This window comes from Lysobacter sp. BMK333-48F3 (genome assembly GCF_019733395.1).
Taxonomy (GTDB): domain Bacteria; phylum Pseudomonadota; class Gammaproteobacteria; order Xanthomonadales; family Xanthomonadaceae; genus Lysobacter.
Genome location: NZ_JAIHOO010000001.1, coordinates 2,409,067 through 2,429,241 on the forward strand (window position 1 = coordinate 2,409,067; position 20,175 = coordinate 2,429,241).

19 protein-coding genes and 1 pseudogene are annotated in these 20,175 nt (G+C 72.0%); 11 read left to right on the forward strand and 9 right to left on the reverse strand.

Annotated features, from left to right (window positions below):
* Nucleotides 1-225: 225 nt before the first annotated feature.
* From K4L06_RS10255 to K4L06_RS10290, 8 genes are read left to right on the forward strand one after another with little or no spacing between them, the layout of a single operon-like run.
* A complete protein-coding gene (locus K4L06_RS10255) occupies nt 226-873 on the forward strand; it encodes a CDP-alcohol phosphatidyltransferase family protein (RefSeq protein ID WP_221671295.1) in 648 nt (215 codons plus the stop codon).
* A complete protein-coding gene (locus tag K4L06_RS10260) occupies nt 870-2,630 on the forward strand; it encodes a bifunctional alpha/beta hydrolase/class I SAM-dependent methyltransferase (protein ID WP_221671296.1) in 1,761 nt (586 codons plus the stop codon). The genes K4L06_RS10255 and K4L06_RS10260 overlap by 4 nt, the downstream gene beginning before the upstream one ends.
* Nucleotides 2,627-3,973 (forward strand): phosphatase PAP2/dual specificity phosphatase family protein, encoded by a 1,347-nt coding sequence (locus tag K4L06_RS10265; RefSeq protein ID WP_221671297.1) that lies wholly within the window; start codon nt 2,627-2,629, stop codon nt 3,971-3,973. Before K4L06_RS10260 ends, K4L06_RS10265 begins: the two co-directional genes overlap by 4 nt.
* On the forward strand, nt 3,970-4,437 hold the full coding sequence (locus K4L06_RS10270; protein ID WP_221671298.1) for a hypothetical protein: 468 nt from the start codon (nt 3,970-3,972) through the stop codon (nt 4,435-4,437). The genes K4L06_RS10265 and K4L06_RS10270 overlap by 4 nt, the downstream gene beginning before the upstream one ends.
* Complete coding sequence (locus tag K4L06_RS10275) at nt 4,434-5,864, forward strand: TIGR04222 domain-containing membrane protein (RefSeq protein ID WP_221671299.1); 1,431 nt, start codon at nt 4,434-4,436, stop codon at nt 5,862-5,864. The genes K4L06_RS10270 and K4L06_RS10275 overlap by 4 nt, the downstream gene beginning before the upstream one ends.
* Before the next feature lie 17 nt (nt 5,865-5,881).
* On the forward strand, nt 5,882-6,535 hold the full coding sequence (locus K4L06_RS10280; protein WP_221671300.1) for a CDP-alcohol phosphatidyltransferase family protein: 654 nt from the start codon (nt 5,882-5,884) through the stop codon (nt 6,533-6,535).
* Nucleotides 6,532-7,164, forward strand: a complete 633-nt coding sequence (locus K4L06_RS10285; RefSeq protein ID WP_221671301.1) for a lysophospholipid acyltransferase family protein — start codon at nt 6,532-6,534, stop codon at nt 7,162-7,164. Before K4L06_RS10280 ends, K4L06_RS10285 begins: the two co-directional genes overlap by 4 nt.
* Nucleotides 7,161-8,111, forward strand: coding sequence for a phosphatidate cytidylyltransferase (locus K4L06_RS10290; protein WP_221671302.1), 951 nt, complete (start codon nt 7,161-7,163; stop codon nt 8,109-8,111). The genes K4L06_RS10285 and K4L06_RS10290 overlap by 4 nt, the downstream gene beginning before the upstream one ends.
* A 390-nt stretch (nt 8,112-8,501) precedes the next feature.
* Here K4L06_RS10290 and fis read toward each other — a convergent pair whose 3' ends face one another.
* The 3 genes from fis to prmA all read right to left on the reverse strand — a co-directional run bounded on the left by fis (nt 8,502) and on the right by prmA (nt 10,835).
* Nucleotides 8,502-8,774, reverse strand: a complete 273-nt coding sequence (fis, locus tag K4L06_RS10295; protein ID WP_031370276.1) for a DNA-binding transcriptional regulator Fis — start codon at nt 8,772-8,774, stop codon at nt 8,502-8,504.
* 118 nt (nt 8,775-8,892) lie between these two features.
* Nucleotides 8,893-9,900, reverse strand: a complete 1,008-nt coding sequence (locus K4L06_RS10300) for a DUF3426 domain-containing protein (RefSeq protein WP_255595050.1) — start codon at nt 9,898-9,900, stop codon at nt 8,893-8,895.
* A 14-nt stretch (nt 9,901-9,914) separates the two neighbouring features.
* Nucleotides 9,915-10,835, reverse strand: coding sequence for a 50S ribosomal protein L11 methyltransferase (gene prmA / locus K4L06_RS10305; protein ID WP_221671303.1), 921 nt, complete (start codon nt 10,833-10,835; stop codon nt 9,915-9,917).
* Between the two features lie 90 nt (nt 10,836-10,925).
* Here prmA and K4L06_RS10310 point away from each other — a divergent pair, with 90 nt between their 5' ends.
* From K4L06_RS10310 to K4L06_RS10320, 3 genes and pseudogenes are all read left to right on the forward strand, one after another.
* Complete coding sequence (locus K4L06_RS10310; RefSeq protein WP_221671304.1) at nt 10,926-11,945, forward strand: hypothetical protein; 1,020 nt, start codon at nt 10,926-10,928, stop codon at nt 11,943-11,945.
* A gap of 288 nt (nt 11,946-12,233) precedes the next feature.
* Nucleotides 12,234-13,178, forward strand: coding sequence for a hypothetical protein (locus tag K4L06_RS10315; protein ID WP_343225751.1), 945 nt, complete (start codon nt 12,234-12,236; stop codon nt 13,176-13,178).
* Nucleotides 13,175-13,525: pseudogene (locus K4L06_RS10320) on the forward strand (hypothetical protein); the annotation flags it as partial. The gene K4L06_RS10315 and the pseudogene K4L06_RS10320, both read left to right, overlap by 4 nt.
* A 290-nt stretch (nt 13,526-13,815) precedes the next feature.
* Here the strand turns inward: K4L06_RS10320 and accC are convergent.
* The 6 genes from accC to cutA form a co-directional block, all read right to left on the reverse strand.
* Nucleotides 13,816-15,183 (reverse strand): acetyl-CoA carboxylase biotin carboxylase subunit, encoded by a 1,368-nt coding sequence (gene accC, locus K4L06_RS10325; RefSeq protein WP_064746090.1) that lies wholly within the window; start codon nt 15,181-15,183, stop codon nt 13,816-13,818.
* A 150-nt stretch (nt 15,184-15,333) separates the two neighbouring features.
* Nucleotides 15,334-15,816 (reverse strand): acetyl-CoA carboxylase biotin carboxyl carrier protein, encoded by a 483-nt coding sequence (accB, locus tag K4L06_RS10330; RefSeq protein WP_221671305.1) that lies wholly within the window; start codon nt 15,814-15,816, stop codon nt 15,334-15,336.
* A 58-nt stretch (nt 15,817-15,874) separates the two neighbouring features.
* Entirely contained in the window at nt 15,875-16,315 is a 441-nt protein-coding gene (gene aroQ / locus K4L06_RS10335) for a type II 3-dehydroquinate dehydratase (protein ID WP_221671306.1), read from the reverse strand.
* A 294-nt stretch (nt 16,316-16,609) separates the two neighbouring features.
* The gene (locus K4L06_RS10340) at nt 16,610-17,209 is read right to left on the reverse strand and encodes a TlpA disulfide reductase family protein (protein ID WP_221671307.1); all 600 of its coding nucleotides are present in this window, start codon (nt 17,207-17,209) and stop codon (nt 16,610-16,612) included.
* Nucleotides 17,210-17,219: 10 nt separating this feature from the next.
* Entirely contained in the window at nt 17,220-19,736 is a 2,517-nt protein-coding gene (gene dsbD, locus K4L06_RS10345) for a protein-disulfide reductase DsbD (protein WP_221671308.1), read from the reverse strand.
* A complete protein-coding gene (gene cutA, locus K4L06_RS10350; RefSeq protein ID WP_221671309.1) occupies nt 19,733-20,065 on the reverse strand; it encodes a divalent-cation tolerance protein CutA in 333 nt (110 codons plus the stop codon). Before cutA ends, dsbD begins: the two co-directional genes overlap by 4 nt.
* Nucleotides 20,066-20,175 lie beyond the last annotated feature (110 nt).

A 20,175-nucleotide genomic window follows, 5' to 3' on the forward strand; every position in this document is an offset into this window, starting at 1 on the left:
GTTCGTGGCCTTCCCATACTCATCGGCTTTTGCAGTTCCCCCCTTTGAAAAAGGGGGGCAGGGGGGATTTGCTCTTGCCCCTCAAGCCCGCAGTGCCGCCGCTGGCCCCGCCCGGGCTACTGGCGCTATACCGCGCCGATCGCGCGCCCGCCCCGGGCCCGCGGCCGCGCGCAGCGGCTAAGCTGTCCGCCGGCGCCCACCGGGCGCGAAGGAACGCAGGAGCCGATGGCCTCGATCTACGCTTTGAAAGGACGCTTCCAGGCCCTGTTGCGGCCGCTGGTGCGGCGCTTGCATGCGCTGGGCGTCACCGCCAACCAGGTGACCGTGGCCGCGGCCCTGGTCTCGCTCGCGGTCGCCGCGGCGGTGGGCTGGGGCGCGACGGCGCGGCCGGCGCTGTTCCTGCTGCTGCCGGGCTGGATGTTCCTGCGCATGGCGATGAACGCCATCGACGGCATGCTGGCGCGCGAGTTCGGCCAGCAGTCGCGGCTGGGCGCCTACCTCAACGAACTGGCCGACGTGGTCGCCGACAGCGCGCTGTACCTGGCCCTGTTCGCCGTGCCCGGGCTGATGCCGGCGCCGCTGATCGCCTTCGTGGTGCTGGCCGCGCTGACCGAGTACGCCGGCGTGCTCGGGCCGATGGTCGGCGCGCCGCGCCGCTACGACGGGCCGATGGGCAAGAGCGACCGCGCCTTCGCGGTCGGCCTGCTCGGCGTGCTGCTGGCCGGCGGCTGGATCGGCGCGGCGACGGTGGATGCGGCCCTGGGATTGTTGAGTGTGTTGTGCGCGTGGACGGTGGTGCGCCGCGTCCGCGCCGGTTTGCGGCATGATGCCGCGCAGGACGCGGTGCAGGAACGACAAGGAGACCACCCGTGAGGGAAGCGCAGGAACGTTATTTCGCCAGCTTCGACGACACCGAGCTGTTCTACCGGCATTGGCCGGCGCCGGCGCCCGTCGCCGGCCAGCCGCGCCGGGCGATCGTGCTGCTGCATCGCGGCCACGAACATTCCGGCCGGGTCGCGCACCTGGTCGACGAACTGAACCTGGCCGAATACGACGTATTCGCCTGGGACGCGCGCGGCAACGGCCGCTCGCCCGGCGAGCGCGGCGACGCGCCCGGTTTCGAGGCGCTGGTGCGCGACCTGGACCGTTTCGTCGCCCACATCGGCGGCAAGCACGGGGTCGCGGTCGAGGACATGGCGGTGGTCGCGCAGAGCGTGGGCGCGGTGGTGGCCGCGACCTGGGTCCACGACTACGCGCCGCGCCTGCGCGCGCTGGTGCTGGCCTCGCCGGCGTTCAAGGTCAAGCTGTACGTGCCGCTGGCCCGTCCCGGCCTGAAGCTGATGCAGGCGCTGCGCGGCAATTTCTTCGTCAACAGCTACGTGCAGCCGCAATGGCTGACCCACGACCCGGAGCGGGTCGAGAGCTACCGCAAGGACCCGCTGATCGCCCGGCCGATCTCGGTGCGGGTGCTGCTGGGCCTGTACGAGGCCGCCGACCGCGTCGTCGCCGACGCCCAGGCGATCACCGTGCCGACCCAGTTGCTGGTCTCGGGCGCGGACTTCGTGGTCCACCGCGGGCCGCAGGACCGTTTCTACGAAAACCTCGGCGCGCCGATCAAGGAACGCCACCTGCTCGACGGCTTCTACCACGACACTCTCGGCGAGAAGGGCCGCGCGGCCGCGGTCAACCGCATCCGCAGCTTCCTGCAGGCGCGCTTCGCCGAGCCGCTGCGCCGCGCCGACCTCGCCGACGCGCACCGCAGCGGCCCCAGCTTCGAGGAATCGGAAAAGCTCAGCTGGCCGCCGCAACGCTGGTCGCTGGCCGACCTGCGCTGGCGCTTCGTCCGCGCCGGCCTGCGCTTCGGCGGCAAGCTGTCGGAAGGGATCAAGCTCGGCCTGGACACCGGCTTCGATTCGGGCAGCAGCCTGGACTACGTCTATCGAAACCAGGCGCGCGGCACCGGCCCGCTCGGGCGGATGGTGGACCGCAATTACCTGGAGGCGATCGGCTGGCGCGGCATCCGCGTGCGCCGCAGCCACCTCAACGAACTGCTGCGCGAGGCGATGCGCCGCTTGCGCGCGGCCGGGTTGCCGGTGCACGCGATCGACATCGCCGCCGGCCACGGCCGCTACGCCTTGGAGGCGCTGGCCGGCGAAGGCGCGCAGGCCGATTCGGTGCGCCTGCGCGATTACAGCGAACTCAACGTCGACAAGGGCCGGGCCCTGATCGAGGAACTCGGCGCCGGCGCGCTGGCGCGCTTCGACCAGGGCGACGCCTTCGACCGCGACGCCCTGGCCGCGCTGGATCCGCGTCCGACCCTGGCGGTGGTGTCGGGCCTGTACGAACTGTTCCCCGACAACGACCAGGTGCGGCGTTCGCTCGAAGGCCTGGCCGCGGCGGTGCCGGAGGGCGGCTTCCTGGTCTATACCGGCCAGCCCTGGCACCCGCAGCTGGAGTTCATCGCCCGCGCCCTGACCAGCCACCGCGGCGGCGCGGCCTGGGTGATGCGCCGGCGCAGCCAGCAGGAGATGGACGAGCTGGTGCGCGCGGCCGGCTTCCGCAAGGTCGAGCAGCGCATCGACGCGTTCGGCATCTTCACCGTGTCCCTGGCGCAGCGGGTCGGCGCATGACCGGCGCGCCCGGGCGGCGTTCGTGGGGACGCGCCGCACTGTGGCTATTGGTGCTGGCGCCGCTGTTCTTCCTCAGCTACGGCTACGCCAACGGCGTGGCCGCAGCGCGCGCCGGCGTGCCCAGCATCGTGTTCGACTGGGAGCGGGCGATCCCGTTCTGGGCCTGGACCATCGTGCCGTACTGGTCGATCGACCTGTTCTACGGCATCTCGCTGTTCGTCTGTCGCGACCGCCGCGAACTCGATACCCAGGGCCTGCGCCTGCTGACCGCGCAGGCGATCGCGATCGCCTGCTTCCTGCTGTGGCCGCTGCGCTTCTCGTTCCAGCGCCCGGACAGCGACGGCGTGTTCGGCTGGCTGTTCGACGTGCTGCTGGGCTTCGACAAACCCTTCAACCAGGCGCCGTCGCTGCACATCGTGCTGCTGATCGTGCTGTGGGTGCGCTTCGCCGCGCACCTGCGCGGGGCCTGGCGCTGGCTGCTGCACGGCTGGTTCGCCCTGATCGGCGTGTCGGTGCTGACCACCTACCAGCACCACTTCGTCGACATCCCCACCGGCCTGCTCGCCGGCTGGCTGTGCGTATGGCTGTGGCCCGAGCGCGCGCCGGCGCCGTGGCGTGGCGCGGCCCTGGCGCGCGACGCGCAACGCTGGAAACTGGCGGCGCTGTACGCGCTGGGCGCGGCGGCATGCACGGCGGCGGCCTGGTGGCTGCGTGGGGCCGCGTGGTGGCTGCTGTGGCCGGCCTTGTCGCTGGCGCTGGTCGCGATCAATTACGCCCTGCTCGGCGCGAACGGCTTCCAGAAGCGCGCCGACGGCCGCCTGAGCATGGCCGCGCGCTGGCTGTTCGCGCCGTACCTGCTGGCGGCCTGGCTCAATTCGCGCTGGTGGACCCGGCGCGCGCCGCAACCGGTCGCGGTCGCCGACGGGGTCTGGCTCGGCCGGGTGCCGGGCGCGGGCGAACGCGGCGTCTTCGCCGCCATCGTCGATTGCAGCGCCGAGCTGTCGTTGCCGGTGCGGCGCGAGGGCGATGCGGTGCGGCCGATGCTGGACCTGGTCGCGCCGACGCCGGCGCAACTGGCCGAGGCGGCGCAGGACATCGAACGCCTGCGCGCGCGCGGCGAGGTCCTGGTCTGCTGCGCGCTGGGCTATTCGCGCAGCGCCGCGGCGGTGGCGGCCTGGCTGCTGCGCAGCGGCCGCGCGCATTCGCTGGAGGCGGCGATCGATACCCTGCGCCGGGCGCGGCCGGCGATCGTGCTCGGCCCGGCGCACCGGCGCGCCCTGCAGGCTTGCCTGGACGGCGATGCCCCGCTGCCGATGAGCGCGGTCGGGGGCGAAGCCGCATGAACGCCGGCGGATTCGAACTGCGCGCGATGGCGGCATTGCTGGCGCAGGGACGCTGGCTGCGGGCGATTTCGCTGTTGCTGCTCGCGGCGGCGCTGGCCGGGTGGTGGCTGTCGACGGCGTGGCTGTCCGATGTGGTCCTGCTCGGCAGCATCGCCGCTGGACTGGCGCAGGCCTATTACGCCCTGCGAGTCGATTTCGATGCGCGCCTGCTGCAAGCCCTGGCCGATACCGCGCCGGCCGGCGAGGATCCCGCCGACGCGGCGCGGCGGCTCGATGCGGGGCTGATCGGGCTGCGCCTGCTGCCGGCCGCGCGCGCCGGCCGCGACTGGGACGCGCGCTGGCGCGGCGCGCTGGGCCTGTTGCGGCGGCAGGCGATCGCGCTGGGATTGCAGTTGCTGTTGCTGTCGAGCGCGGTCTTGCTGGACCGTCCCGGGTGGGGAAGCATGGCCGGAGCGAATGGATGAGCGGCACGATAGGCGTCTGGACCGACGCGCAACGGGCCTTGTGGCAACGGCTGCAGGACTACCGCTTCGGCGGCGACCAGGGCGAGGCCTTCGTGTCGCGGGTCGCGCACGAGTGCGGCTGCGACCGCGAGACCGCCTTGGCGGCGCTGGAGGAGTACCGGCGCTTCTGCTTCCTGGCGGTCGAGGCGGGGCATCCGGTCACCCCGAGCCAGTTCGTCGACCGGGTCTGGCACGCCCACGTCACCGACACCCGCGACTACTGGGACCGGTTCTGCCCGCAGGTGCTGCAACGGCCGCTGCATCACGCGCCCTCGCGCGGCGGCGCCGCCGAGGACGAGCGCCATCGCCGGCAGTACCGCGATACCTGCACCAGCTACGGCTTCTTCTTCGGCGAGCCGCCGGCGCGATTCTGGGGCGAGGCCGAACCGGCGGCGCCGGCGGAGCCCGCCGCGGCGGAACGGCCGTCCATCGGGCTGCCGTGGCCTTCGGAGCCGCGCGGACTCGGACGAGCTTTCCGGATCTGGAGCGCGCTGCTGCTCGCCACGTTCGCGCTCGGCGCCACGGCCAACGGCACCGCCGCTCCGCTGCAGTGGCGCGGTGGCGGATTCCTGGCCCTGTACGTGGCCTTGCTGGGTTGGACCTTCGTCGCCGGCGGCGCCGCGCAACGCGCGCTGCGCGGGCCGAACCGGCGCAGCCAGCGCACGGTCGAGGATCCGGTGGAGCTGGGTTTCCTGGCCGCCGGGCCCAAGCGCGCCGCCGACGTGGCCATCGTCGAACTGCTGAGCTGCGAGGCGTTCAAGCTCGATCTTTCCGGGCCGGCCCGCCAGATCGATGCCTCGCGGGCCTGGCTGCGCCGCGACCGCACCGATGCGGCGCTGCCCGAGCGCCTGCGCGCCGCCGCCGCGCTGGTGCAGCGCAAGCAGCGCCTCGACGAGGCGCATCGCGCGCTGGAGGAGCATTACCACGACCTGGCCGAACCGATGCGCGCGCAAGGGTGGTGGCTGACGCCGGCGCAGGACTGGCGGGCGCGTGCGGTGGCGGTCTTGCCGATGATCGCGCTGATCGGCTTCGGACTGAGCAAGATCGGCATCGGCCTGGCGCGCGACCGGCCGGTCGGGTTCCTGGTGGTATTGAGCCTGCTGGCGGCGCTGTTGACGGTGGTGCGCTTGTGCAGCCTGCAGCGGCGCAGCCGCAGCGGCGACTGGGCGCTGCACGACGGCTCGCGCCGTCCGTGGAACTACGGCGACTACGGCGCGCGCGTGGCCGTGGCCGGCAGTTCGGCCCTGGTCGGCACCGCGCTGGTCGACTATCACTGGGTGCGCACGCCGGTGTCGTCGAGTTCCAACGATTCCGGCACCAGCACCAGCGGTTGCAGCGGCGGCGGCAGTTGCGGGGGCGGCGGCGGTTGCGGCGGCTGCGGCAGTTGAGCGAGGGGCAAGGACAGATGAGCGAACCCACACCGATCCGGCACCGCGACGGCTGGCGCCTGGCCTTGCTGGCGCGGCTGCGCGCCAGCGGCGCGACGCCGAACGGCATTTCCCTGTTCGCGATCGGCCTGACCGCGCTGGCCGGGCTGGCGTTCCTGTTCGCCCTGCGCGATCCCCCGCACTACGGCGCCGCGCTGCTGGCGTTCGCGGCGTTGTGCCTGCAGGGACGCTTGCTGTGCAACCGGCTCGACGGCCTGCTGGCGCGACGCGGCGGCCTGATCGGCAAGGCCGGCGAGGTCTACAGCGATGCGCCGGACCGGCTCGCCGACGCGCTGGTGTTCCTCGGCGTCGGCTACGGCTTGGCGCCGTGGCTGGCCTGGGGGCCGGACCTGGGCTGGGCTGCGTCGCTGTTGTCGGTCGGCACCGCCTACGTGCGCGTGCTCGGCCTGGCCTGCGGCCTGCGCGAGCATCGCGAAGGCCCGATGGCGCGGCGGCCGAGGATGATCGCGATGAGCGTGGCCGCGGCCCTGGCCGCGGTCGGCCTGGCGCTGGGCCAGGCGGCGGCGGTGGCCTGGCTGCTCGCCGCCGCGCTGGCGGCGGTGGTGTTGGGCGCCGCTTGGACGGTGGCGGTACGACTGCGCGCGATCGTGCGCGAACTGGAGTCGCGATGATTTCGCAATTGCTCGCCGCCGGCTTCAGCGGCGCGATCCGGGCCCTGACCGGCGCGCGCGCGCTGTGGCGCTGCGCGCCCTCGGCCGATCACCGGGTGTATTACGGCAACCACGTCAGCCACGGCGATTTCGTGATGATCTGGTCGGCGTTGCCGCCGGCGCTGCGCCGCGACGTGCGGCCGGTGGCCGGCGCCGAGTACTGGCAGCGCGACGGGCTGCGCCGCTATCTGATCCGCGAGGTCTTCAACGGTGTGCTGATCGAGCGCGATCCGGCGCAGCGCAAGCGCGATGCGATCGAGACCCTGTGCGAGGCGGTCGACGGCGGCAGTTCGCTGATCCTGTTTCCGGAGGGCACGCGCAACCAGAGCGACGAGCCGCTGCTGCCGTTCAAGAGCGGCCTGTACCACCTGGCGCGGTGTCGCCCGGAACTGGAGTTCGTGCCGGTGTGGATCGACAACCTGGCCCGGGTCATGCCCAAGGGCAAGCTGCTGCCGCTGCCCTTGCTGTGCACGGCGACCTTCGGCGACACCCTGCGGCTGCAGGCCGACGAGGGCAAGGACGCGTTCCTGGAGCGCGCGCGCGGCGCGCTGCTGGCGTTGTCGGAAAACGGCCAGGGAGGCCAAGCATGATCGAGTTCCTGCGCGGGCAACCGCATTCGGTGCTGCTGTTCGGCGGCGTCGCCGCGGTGTTGCTGTTCGCCACCGCGATTTCCGAGTTCCTGCGCTGGCGCACCCGCGACCGGCCGAGCGCGGTGATCGCCAACCTGGTCGCGCGGATCCGCGCCTGGTGGGTGATGGCGTTGGTGGTCGGGGTCGCGTTCGCGATCGGACGGGTCGGCATGATCGTGCTGTTCGCGCTGGTGTCGCTGTTCGCGTTGCGCGAGTTCATCACCCTCACCCCGACCCGGCGCAGCGATTACTACGCCTTGCTGGCGGCGTTCTATCTGGCCCTGCCGCTGCAGTACTGGCTGGTCTACACCGACTGGTACGGCCTGTACACCTTGCTGATTCCGGTCTACGCGTTCTTGCTGCTGCCGATCCTGTCGACGGTCGGCGAGGACACCACGCGCTATCTGGAGCGCACGGCGAAAGTGCAGTGGGGGCTGATGATCTGCGTGTTCAGCATCTCCCATGTGCCGGCCTTGCTGAACCTGCGCATCCCCGGTTACGAGGGGCGCAACCTGCTGCTGATCGCGTTCCTGGTGATCGTGGTGCAATCCTCGGACGTGCTGCAGTACGTCTGGGGCAAGCTGTGCGGCAAGCGCCTGATCGCGCCGCGGCTGTCGCCGTCGAAAACGGTCGAAGGCTTCGTCGGCGGCGTGGCCTCGGCGACCGCGCTCGGCGCGGCGCTGTGGTGGATCACCCCGTTCTCGCCCTGGCAGGCCGCGGCCTTGGCCCTGGTCATCAATCTGATGGGCTTCTACGGCGGCCTGGTGATGTCGGCGATCAAGCGCGACCGCGGAATCAAGGACTGGGGCCACATGATCGAAGGCCACGGCGGCGTGCTCGACCGCCTCGATTCGGTGTGCTTCGCCGCGCCGGTGTTCTTCCACCTCATTCGATATTGGTGGGTGTGACCGAACCGCTCAGCGCGCATTGCGCGCTGGTTCGGTCACACGCCCGGCCAAGGATGGCCGGGCCGGGCGTTCCGAAGCCCGCGCAAGCAGCGCCATGGACGGCACCTGCTGCCGATAGAAGCGCCGTATGCGCGCATTGCGCGCTGTTCGGCCACACCCCCGCCAAGGATGGCCGGGCCGCCTTCTGTAGGAGCGGCGTCAGCCGCGACAACCGCAGCGGTGCGCGCAAGCGTTGCGTCCGAAGACCGGACATGCGAAACCGGCGTGCGCCCGCGAGCGCAGGATAGGACGCACAAAAAACGGCCGTTTGTCGGCCGTCTCGGGTGGAATGCGTGGTATTCGGCCGCTGCGGTTGTCGCGGCTTACGCCGCTCCTACAGGGCGGCGAGGCTTACTCGAGCCCGTACTCGCGCAGCTTCTTGCGCAGGGTGGCGCGGTGGATGCCGAGCATCGCCGCGGCGCGGCTCTGGTTGCCGTCGCAGTGCTGCAGCACTTCGGCGAACAGCGGGATTTCCAGCTCGCGCAAGGCGATCTCGTACAGGTTTTCGGTGCCGCTGCCGTTCAGGTCGCCCAGGTAACGACGGATCGAAGTCGCGACATGATCGCGCAGCGGAACGCGGGGTCCGGAGCGGGCGGCTTCGTTGCGGTCGTTGAGAGCGTTCAAGTGCGTCCCCGTGCAGGTATGTCCGCCGGGATCAGTACGGCGCGCTCGTTGCGCGCCCGCCGACGGGAGGGGGAGTCTAGCGCGCGGGAGTCGCGGCAGACAACGCGACGGTCGGTTTTCAGCGGAAGTCGAAGGTGAACGCGACCACGTGCGGCGCCGGTTCGAGCACGTCGAACTGGACCGCCGCGCTTTGTCCCGGCGCGATCAGTCCGGCCGACGGCTGGCCTTTGCGGTAATCCTGTGGAGAGAACGCGCGCTGCCCGACCCGGCGGCCATCGACGTCGTCCAGACTCAGCACCAGGGTCGGCCAGGGCTGCGGCCAGCGCGCGTCGTTGCGGAAGCTGGCGGTGACGCGCAGCACCCCGGCGCGGCCGTCGACCGGCAACACATTGCGGTTGAGCATGGTCAGCGCGGCCGGTTCGCGCCACGGCGGAATCGCGCACGACAGCGCGCTGCACAGGCCGGCGACCAGCGGCCGCCAGCGCGCGTCGGCGGCGAGTTCGGCGCGTTGCGCCAGCAGCAATTGCAGCGCCAGCGCCAGGCTCAGCACGGCGACCGCGAGCGGGCCGAGCCACGGTCGCCGCGACGGCGCCGCGGCGGCTTGCGCGCGTGCGCGGCTGCGCACGAAGCTGGGCTGGGCGCGCACATGCGCGACCGCGGTTTCGGGCTTGCCTTGGCGGCGCGCCGGCGCGCGGCGCGGCGCCGGTTCGGGCGCGGCCTGGGTCAGCGGCGGCAACGGCGCAGCGGGCGCGGCTGCGGCCGCGTCGGCCGCCGCTTCGTCCACGCTCTCCTGCGCGGCTTCGCCGTCGCTGTGGTGCGCGCCCTCGTCGTTCTCGTCGTCGGCTCCGCCGAGCGCCGCGTTCGTGGCGTCGAGCGGCTCGGCGCCGGGCGCAGCATGCGGCGGATCGTCGGCGGGCGGCGCGGCGGTCTCGCCTGCGGGCGGCGCAGTGGTCTCGCCTGCGGCTCGATCGTCCGCCGCGGCGTCGTCGGCCGCCGGCCCCGCCTCCGATGCCGACGGCAAGGCGCGTCCGCAACGCGGGCAGGAGCGCGCCGGACCGTCCTGTCCGACGATCAGGGCGACGAGGTAACCGCAATGAGGGCAGGCGACGAACATCGGTTTATTCAATCACGCCCGGAGCCTCAGCGCCGGCGCACGCCTGTGACCCGCATCCAGTCTTCGAGGCGGTCGGCGCGCAACTGCTCGAAGTCCTGCGCGTAGCGGGCCAGCACCTCGTCTTCCTGGCCGGCGAGGATGCCGGACAGGGCGATGCGGCCGCCGGGTTCGACCCGCGCGGCCAGCGTGTCGGCCAGCGCGACCAGGGCCGAGGCGAGGATGTTGGCGACCACCACCGGGTAGCGCTGCGCCGGTTCGTCCTGCGGCAGGTAGACCTCGATGCGCTCGCCGACCTGGTTGCGTTCGGCGTTGTCGCCGGTGGCGAGGATCGCCTGCGGGTCGTTGTCCACGCCGACCGCGTGCGCGGCGCCGAGCTTGAGCGCGGCCAGGGCGAGGATGCCGGAGCCGCAGCCGAAATCGAGCACGCGGCGGCCGCCGAGTGCGCCGTCGTCGGCGAGCCGGTCCAGCCACTGCAGGCACAGCGAAGTGGTCGGATGGGTGCCGGAGCCGAACGCCAGGCCCGGGTCCAGCCGCACCACCGCCGCGTCGGCGGCGTCGGCGCCTTCGGGCAATTCCTGGTTCCAGGGCACGATCCAGGTGCGGCGGCCGAACTGCAGCGGCTCGTACTGGTCCATCCAGGCGCGTTCCCAGTCCTGGTCCTCGACCCGGCGGAACTGCACCTGGGTCCATTCCAGGTCGGGATCGAAGGACTCCAGCGCCGCCAGCAGCACCAGCGCATCGGCGTCGTGCGGGAACAGCGCGCTGAGCACGATCGACTGCCACAACGGCGTTTCGCCGACCCCGGGTTCGAGGATGGCGTGTTCGTTGCCGGTGTCGGCATCGGCGTCGAGCATGGTCACGGCGAGCGCGCCGACGTCGTCCAGTGCGGCTTCGTAGCGCGGCTGTTCGGCTTCGCTGCAGCGCAGGGTGATTTCGAGGAAGGGCATCGGCACGGCGCGGGACGGAAACGGCGGCCATTATTGACCCGTTTCGCGGCGATCAGATAGCGTGCCGCCACCGAACAGGAGCGATACGCCATGGAACCGCATCTCCCGACCGCCGCGCGCCTGCGCACCTGGGTTCTGCTCGGCGGGCTGGCCCTGGCCGCCGCCTGCGCCCGCGAGGCGGCTCCTGCCGCGACCGCCGATGCGCCGGCGCCCGCCGCCAACGCGCTGCCGGCCGCCAGCGCCCCGCCGGCCGAACCGGCGCAAGCGCCGTCCGACGGTGCCGCGATCGAAGTGCGCGGCGAGTTCCCCGGGCTGCGCCTGGAGGCATTGAGCGCGCTGCCCAGCCCCGGCGAAGCGGCGCTGCCCAGCGAAGCCGACTCCAGCGATTGCGGCGCCTCCGCGCTCTCGCAGGAGGGCGGCCTCGCCGACAAGGCCGGCTGGACGGTGTTCGCCGAAGAAGAGTGGAACGGCTACCGGGTGGTCGGCATCTCGCATCCGGCGGTGATGCTGGCCGGCATCGGCTGCACCTACCCCGGCGGGCGGGTGCTGTTCTTCCGCGACGGCCGGCCGGTGGCGCAGGTGTTCGATCCGAACGCCGACACCAGCGAAGCCGACAGCGGCCTGCAGGGCCTGTGGAATCCGAGCAAGGACAAGGCGCCGGCGATGGAGGGCGCGGCCGAGGAACTGCGCGTGGGCGGCCTGCATTCCTCGCGCGCGCGGGTGCTGGCGCGCGGGCAGGCGCTGGAGTTGGCCGCGTTGCCCGAGCTGGACCGCTACTGCGGCGGCCAGGCGCAGGTGCCGCGGATCGAAGGCCTGGACCTGTCCAAGGCGCGCGCGCGCCTGTTCGCCCAGGGCTGGCGCGGCGATCCGCCGCAGCGCGAGGAGGGCGTCGAGAACTTCCTCGGCGGCATGATCCAGGCCTTCCCCGAAGTCGAGGACTGCGCCGGCACCGGCATGGGCTTTTGCCGCTTCGCCTATCGCAACCCGGCCGGGCATGGGCTGGCCCTGATCACCGCCGGCGAGTACCAGGCGGCCGAGGGCGATCAGCGCGGTTACGAGCCCTCGGCGGTCGGCTACGACGTCAGCTGCGCGGCCGGCGGCCCCGGCTGAACCTGAACAGGCGCGCGGCCGGACCCCGGCCGCGCGGCCAAACCGAGTAATGGTTCACGATTCATCCGGGCGCAGGCATCGGCGCCCGGCTTGACTTACTATCGGCATCTCAGCGAAGCACCTCTTGCGCCGCGCGGTTCCCGCCGGCCGGCGCCGGGGGGCTCGTCGCGCCTCGCGGCGAGGCTTCCTTTTCCGCCGAGCAGTTCCCGCCGAGTAACGGTCTTGATCTCCGATGCCTGTACGTCCGACTACAAGCAGCGCCCGCCCGCGGCGTTGGCGGGGTCGCGCGTGAGCCGCTGGCCGCTGTTGGCGGCGCTGGGCGTGGCGGCCCTGACCGCGGCGCTGGTGTATGCGCGCCGCCCGGTGGAAGCGCCGTCCGTAGCCGCGCAGGCCGCCCTGGTCATGCCGACCACGGCGCGGGTCGCGCACGGCGATGCGGCCCGCGACGACGCGGTGGCCGCGATGGCGCCGCGCGCCGTGCCGCGCGGCGCGTCCTCGCCGTCGGCGCTGCGGGTCCAGTTCGAGCAGGCGCCGGACTTGTTCGCTTATGCCCAGTCGATCCGCTCGCGCGCCGAAGCCGGCGAGCCCGAAGCGATCTGGCTGCTGAGCCGGGTCTACGACTACTGCGCGAACTATTCCAGCGCGCCGGTCGACTATGCCGCCGACACGCGCGCGATCGAGGCGATGAAGCTGCGCACCTCGGCGGCGATGGCCGGCGCGCGGCAACGGGTCAGCGATCGCTGCGCGCGTTTCTCGCCGGACGACGGGCTCAATTATCAATTGGTGTTCTTCAAGCAGGTCGAAGCGGCGCAGGCCGGCAGCCTGCCGGCCGAGGCCGCGCTGCTGGCCGGCGGCAAGCCGCTGGAGAAGACCGAGGAATACCGGACCAACCTGGTCGACCGGGTGCTGCGCTCGAAGGACCCGGAAGCGTATTCGGCGCTGGCGCCGGGCATGGGCATCGCCTCGACCGGCCGGCGCGGCTCGGCCTCGCGCGTCGCCGGCACCCAGTTCGCGGAACTGGCCTGGCAGCTGGCGGCCTGCCAGCTCGGCCAGGACTGCAGCCAGCAAGGCTCGTTGATGACTTCGTATTGCGCCAATGGCGGCATCTGCTCGCAGGATCCGACCCAGGATTTCGCGGGCTTCGTATACGACGCGGCGATCCCGCGTCAGGGGGCGGAAGTGGTGGATGAAATGGTCGATTCGCTGGTCGGCGAAAAGAGGACAGTGCAATGAACCGCAAGCACTACGTAACCACGGCCAAGATCGGTTTCTGGGCGCTGCTGCTCAGCGCGTACTCGGTCGGCGCCGCCGGGGTGATGATCGATGTGTTCGCCGACGACTACCGCGACCTGTCGCGGGTCGCGGTGACCTCGGTCGACTCCAAGAGCGAGTTGCGCTCGCTGAGCGCGGCCCAGATCGCGGCGGTGTACCGCGCCCAGAGCGGCGCGCCGTTCTCGTCGCTGCCGCCGGGCAGCACCTTCAAGGTGGTCTGGCCGGACGGCTCCAGCGAGTACGTCATGGTGGTCAGTCCGTCGTCGAGCGGCGGGGTGCGGCCGATCCCGGGCACCCAGGTGCCGGCCAGCGGCAAGGGCGGCAAGCAGGCGCCGGCACTGGTGCCGCCGTCGGCCGGCCTGACCGAAGGCGACGTCCAGGATCTGGCGGCGTGGGTCGACCCCTCGCTGCGGTGAGCCGGCGCCGCGTGCCCAGCCGGCGCGGCCGATAGCGACTGCATTGCGGGCGCTGCCGGCGCGCGCGCCGGTTTCGCCGGAGGGCCGGCGGACCCGGCGAGTCGACCGGATCGACCAGACAAACGAAACGGCCCGCGTCCTGCGACGCGGGCCGTTTCTGTTTGCGCCGTGGCAGCCGCGGCTCAGACGATCGAGATCGTCTTTTCCTTCTGTTCCTTGAGCCGCTTTTCCAGGTAGTGGATGTTCATCCCGCCCTGCTGGAAACCGGCGTCGGACAGGATGCGCTGCTGCAGCGGGATGTTGGTCTTGATCCCGTCGACGACCATCTCGCTCAGCGCCACGCGCATGCGCGCGATCGCGGTCTCGCGGTCGGGGCCGTGGACGATCAGCTTGCCGATCATCGAGTCGTAGTTCGGCGGCACCCGGTAGCCTTCGTAGATGTGGCTGTCCACGCGCACGCCCGGGCCGCCCGGAGCGTGGAAGTGCTGGATCAGGCCCGGGCAGGGCATGAAGGTTTCCGGATCCTCGGCGTTGATCCGGCATTCGATCGCGTGGCCTTCCAGGACCACGTCCTCCTGCTTGATCGACAGCTTGCGGCCGGCGGCGATCATCAGCTGCTCGCGCACCAGGTCGATGCCGGTGACCAGCTCGGTGACCGGGTGTTCGACCTGGATCCGGGTGTTCATTTCGATGAAGTAGAAGCGGCCGTTCTCGTACAGGAACTCGAACGTGCCGGCGCCGCGGTAGCCGATGCGGATGCAGGCCTCGACGCAGACCCGGCCGATCTCGGCGCGCTGCTCGGCGCTGATGCCCGGCGCCGGCGCTTCCTCGACCACCTTCTGGTGGCGGCGCTGCATCGAGCAGTCGCGTTCGCCCAGGTGGATGGCATTGCCCTGGCCGTCGGCCAGCACCTGGATCTCGACGTGGCGCGGGTTCTCCAGGAACTTCTCCATGTACACCATGTCGTTGCCGAACGCGGCCTTGGCTTCGGACTTGGTGGTCTGGATCGCGGCGTTGAGATGGGCTTCGGTGTGGACCACGCGCATGCCGCGGCCGCCGCCGCCGCCGGCGGCCTTGACGATGATCGGGTAGCCGATCTCGCGCGCGATCTTGATGTTCGCCGCGTTGTCGTCGCCGAGCGGGCCGCCGCTGCCGGGTACGCAGGGCACGCCGGCCTCCTTCATCGCCCGGATCGCCTCGACCTTGTCGCCCATCAGGCGGATGGTCTCGGCGCGCGGGCCGATGAAGACGAAGCCGGACTGCTCGACGCGCTCGGCGAAGTCGGCGTTCTCGCTGAGGAAGCCGTAGCCGGGGTGGATCGCCTGGGCGTCGGTGACCTCGGCCGCGGCGATGATCGAGGCCATGTTGAGGTAGCTCTCCGACGACGGCGCCGGCCCGATGCAGACCGACTCGTCGGCCATGGCGACGTGCTTGAGATTGCGGTCGACGGTGGAATGCACCGCGACCGTGCGAATGCCGAGGGCGTGGCACGCGCGCAGGATGCGCAGCGCGATTTCGCCGCGGTTGGCGATTACGACTTTGTCGAGCATAGAGGTTCCGGGACTCGGGACTCGGGACTCGGGACTCGAAGCGGATCTCGCGATCGGATATCGGCGGCGGGTCGCGTCCGGCGCGCGAACGCGCGCGACGACGTACCGCCTTGCCGAGTCCCGAGTCCCGAGTCCCGAGTCCCGCGCATGTCAGCCGATGACGAAGAGGGGCTGATCGAACTCGATCGGCTGACCGCTTTCGGCCAGGATCTTGAGCACGGTGCCGGAGACGTCGGCTTCGATCGGGTTGAACATCTTCATCGCCTCGATGATGCCCAGGGTGTCGCCGGCCTTGATCGACTGGCCGACCGAGACGAAGGACGGCTTGTCCGGGGCCGGGGAGGCGTAGAAGGTGCCGACCATCGGCGCGCGCACGACGTGGCCGTCGGGCAGGTCGCTGCCGGCCTTGGCGCTGCCGCCGGTGGCCGCTTCGGTCGGCGAATGCATCGGCATCGGCGCGGCCGGACGCTCCGGAGCCGGGGCGTAGACGGCCGGGGCCGGCGCGGCGACCGCGTAGCCGCCCTTCGGCGCGCGGGCCAGGCGGACCGACTCTTCGCCTTCCTTGATCTCGATCTCGGCGAGGTTGGACTCCTCGAGCAGGTCGATCAGTTTTTTGATTTTGCGCAGGTCCATGGAACGGGCCTCAAGTGGGATTCGTCGGGCGGGCCGCGCGGGCGCGGCCCGGTTGGATTCAGGATGCCAGCCGCTTGATGGCAGCTTCGAGTGCGTAGCGGTAGCTGTCGGCGCCGAAGCCGCAGACGACGCCGACGGCGAGGTCGCTGACATAGCTGTGGCGGCGGAACGGCTCGCGGGTGTGCGGGTTGGACAGGTGGATCTCGATGAACGGGATCGCCACCGCGGCCAGGGCGTCGCGGATGGCGACGCTGGTGTGGGTGAAGGCGGCCGGGTTGATCAGGATCAGGGCGGTGCCGTCGCCGCGCGCGGCCTGGATCCGGTCGACCAGGGCGTGCTCGGCATTGGACTGCAGGCTGTCCAGGCGGTGGCCGGCGGCCTCGGCGCGGGCGCGCAGGTCGGCGTCGATCTCGGCCAGGGTGGTGCGGCCATAGACCTCGGGCTCGCGCGTGCCGAGCAGGTTCAGGTTGGGGCCGTGCAACACCAGGAGCTGGGCCATCGGACCGGGGGCGGGTAGCCTTCGAAGGCCGGCAGTGTGCGTCACCAGCGCGGAGCTGTCCAGAAGTTGCCCGCCAAATCGACGAAGTTGCGGCGTTTTAAGCAGTTGTTTGAGTGCCTGCTCTAGACCGGATCCGGTCGCTTGGCAAGTCCCGGAACGGCAGGGCGCGACGGCTTTCCGGCCTGATCGTGGCCGCTGCCGCGGTTACGGCTTGCAATCGGCGTCACGCCGGCCGGCACCGCGTTTCGGCGACGTTCGCCGCCGTTGCCGGCACGACCCGGCTCGGCGCGCCGATCACTCGACCCAGGCGTCGATCTCGCCCTCGGCGAAGGGCCCGATGCGCTGTTTGAGCAGTGTGCCGTCCGCGCCGATCAATACCGTGTACGGCAGCACGCCTTTGGGATTTCCCAGCCGTACTCCGGCATCGCGCGGCCCCGGGGCGTCGAGCAGGATCGGGTAGCCGACCGGCACCCGCTGCAGGAAAGCGGCGACGGAATCGCGGTCGTCCAGGGCGATGCCGACCACTTGCACGCCGTTGCCGCCCTGGCTGCGCGCGTAACGGTCCAGTTCGGGCATTTCCTTGATGCAGGGGCCGCACCAGCTGGCCCACAGGTTGACCAGCACCGGCCGCCCGGCGTGGGCCTGCGGCAGCGACATCGGGCGGCCGTCGAGGCCGGGCAAGGTCAGGCTGGGCACCGGCGCGCCGCGCCGGGCCACGGCCAGGCCGGCCGGCGGCGCGGGCGCGTCCTTCGCGTACCAGGACTGCAGCGCGCGCTGGCCGAGCTCGGTGCGGGTCAGCAGGCCGCCGCCGCCGACCCACTGGCCGGCGAGCAGGCCGATGCCGCCGGCGAGCACGGCCACGGCGACGATCTTCAGGCTGGACGGGATCGCCATCGGCGCCGGCTCAGGGCTGGGCCGCGCGTGCGGCGCGTTCGGCGAAGGCAGGCGCCTTTTCGAAGCCGAACAGGCGCAGCTCGCGGCGTTCGGCGCCGGCGACGAAGTACAGGGTCGCCGGCGGGCCGATGATGCCCAGGCGCTGCATCAGCGCCTGATCGAGTTCGTCGTTGGCGGTGACGTCGGCCTTGAGCAGGACGAAACCGTCCAGGGCGCGGTGCACCTGCGGCTCGGGGAAGGTGTACTTCTCCATCTCCTTGCAGGCCACGCACCAGTCGGCATAGAAGTCGAGCATCAGCGGCTTGCCGGCGGCCTGGGCCGCGGCGATCTCGCGGTCGAGGTCGGCGCTGGACTTGATCTTGCGGAACGGCAGTTCGGCCGGATGCGCGGCGCCGCCGCGCAGACCCGCCAGCGGCCGCAGCGGATCGCTGCCGCCGGCCAGGGCGCCGAGCACCTGCGCCGCGCCGGCCAGGCCGAGCAGCAGCGCGGCCAGCCAGGCCAGCGCGCGCAGACCGCTGCCATGGCCGCGGCCGCCGCCCGCCAGCGCGATCAGCACCGCCGCGCCGAGCAGCAACGCGCCCCACAGGGCCAGGGTCAGCGCGCCGGGCAGGATCCGCGACAGCATCCACACCGCCATGCCGACGAACACCAGGCCGAACGCGCGCTGCACCGCGACCATCCACGGCCCGCTGGTCGGCAGGCCGCGGCCGGCGGCGACGCCGAACGCGATCAGCGGCGCACCCATGCCCATCGCCAGGGCGAACAGCGCCGCGCCGCCGAACAGCGGGTCGCGGGTCTGGCCGATGTACAGCACCGCCGCGGCCAGCGGCGGCGCCACGCAGGGGCCGACGATCAGCGCCGACAGCGCGCCCATCACCGCCACGCCGAGCCAGGAACCGCCGCGCTGGCGGTTGCTGAGCTCGCCCAGGCGGTTGCGCAGCGCGGCCGGCAACTGCAGTTCGTACAGGCCGAAGCTGGACAGGGCCAGGGCCAGGAACAACAGGGCGAACAGCACGATCACCCACGGCGTCTGGAAGGCGATCTGCAGATTGGCGCCGACCAGCCCGGCGACCACCCCGGCGACGGTGAACACCACCGCATTGGCGAGCACGTAGACCAGCGACAGGGCGAACGCGCGGCGTGCGCCCAGGCCCGGGCCCTGGCCGACGATCAGGCCGGACAGGATCGGCACCATCGGCAGCACGCAGGGGGTGAAGGCCAGCAGCAGGCCGAAGCCGAAGAAGGTCAGCAGCGCCCAGTAGCGGTTCGGGCCTTTCAGCGAAGCGGCGAGCAGGCTGTCTTCGGCCTGCGGCGCGGCGGCGTCGGCGCTTGCCGGTGCGGTTGCGGCGATCGCGGCCGCGGCGGTGGCGGCATCCGTGCCGGCGGCCTGCGGCGCCGCACTCGCGGCCGCATCGTTGGCGTCCGTCGCGGCCGCAGGCGCGGCAGCGGCGCCGGCCGCATCGGCCGCCGAGGTCGGGTTCGGCGCGGTCGGGGTCGCGCCGGCCGGCAACGTCGCCGCGGCTGTCGTCGCGGTGCCGGCGGCCGTCGCGGCGGTCGCGCCGACGTTGCCGCGCGGCAGGTCGACGGCGATCTTGCGGGTCATCGGCGGGTAGCAGATGCCGTCGGTCTGGCAGCCCTGGAAACCGACGGTAAGCGTCAGCCTGGCCGCGTCGGCGGTCTTGCGCAGCAGCGGCAACGGCACGTCGATCTGGTCGAAGAACACCGTGACCTGGCCGAAGTGCTCGTCGCGATGGGCGACGCCGCGCGGCCATTGCGGCTTGCCGGCGGCGATGTCGGCGCGGTCGGTCTTGAGCGAGGTCTTGTCGCGATACAGGTAATAGCCGCGCGCCGGGGTGAAGCGCAGCAGCAGGCTGTCGCCGTCGCGGGCGATGGCTTCCACGCCGAAGGCCTGTTCCGGCGGCAGCGGCAAGGCGTCGGTGGCGCCGGCGGCATTGCTCGGCGCGCCCAGGGCCGGGGCGCCCAGCAGCGGATTGGACGCGGCGCCGCCGCGCACGCCGAAGCCGGCCAGCGGCGCGGCCGTCGGCACCGGATCGACCGCGGCCTCGGCGGCTGCGGGCAGGGCCACGGCGACGGTGCGGGTCTGCGGCGGGTAGCAGATGCCGGCGTCGGCGCAGCCCTGGTACTTGATGGTCAGCTTGACGCTGCCGGCCTGGGCCTGGCCGGGCAGGCTGGCCACCACCCGGTCGCGATACGTCTCGACGTCGCCGAAGAACTCGTCCTTGTAGGCCTTGCCCTTGGGCAGTTGCAGCGCCTGCGCGGCGAAGCCGGCGTCGGCCTTGACCGAAATGCGGTGCTTGTAGAGGTAATAGCCCTTGGCGATCTTCCAGTCGATGGCGATGCGATCGGCGGAAGCGGCCTGGGCGCCGAGCACGAAGGCCTGGTCGACCGGCAGCAGGTCCTGCTCGTTCACCGCCAGGGCGGGAGCGCTGCCCAGGGCGGCGACGGCGGCGAACGCGAAGGCCGCGGCGGCGCGCAGGCGACGGCGGCGGAACGGATGGTCGGTCATCGGTCGGGGGTCTGCTCGTTCACCCATAAGCCGTAGGGTCGGTAGTGGTCGCGCGGTTCGACCACAAGAACCTCCGGCAGTTCATACGGATGCAGTTCGATCAGGCGTTCGACCAGGGCCGGATAGGTCGCGGCCCCGGTCTTGATCAGCAACTGCACTTCGGTGGCCTGCTCGACTTGGCCCTGCCAGCGGTAGGTCGAGCGCGCCCCGGGCAGGCGGGTGACGCAGGCGGCCAGCCGTTCCCCGACCAGGGCCTGGGCGATGGCGTCGGCGCTGGCCTCGTCGGGGCAGGTGCTGAGCACCAGCACGGGCAGGGTGGAAGTCGGCATCGGCCAAGTGTAAGGCCCCGCGCCGCGGCGCCGCCGGGCGCGGACCGCGACGGCTTTGCCGATTCGGCGCGGTTGCCGCGCTCGCGCGCGGCCGGGCCTGCCGCTGCGCG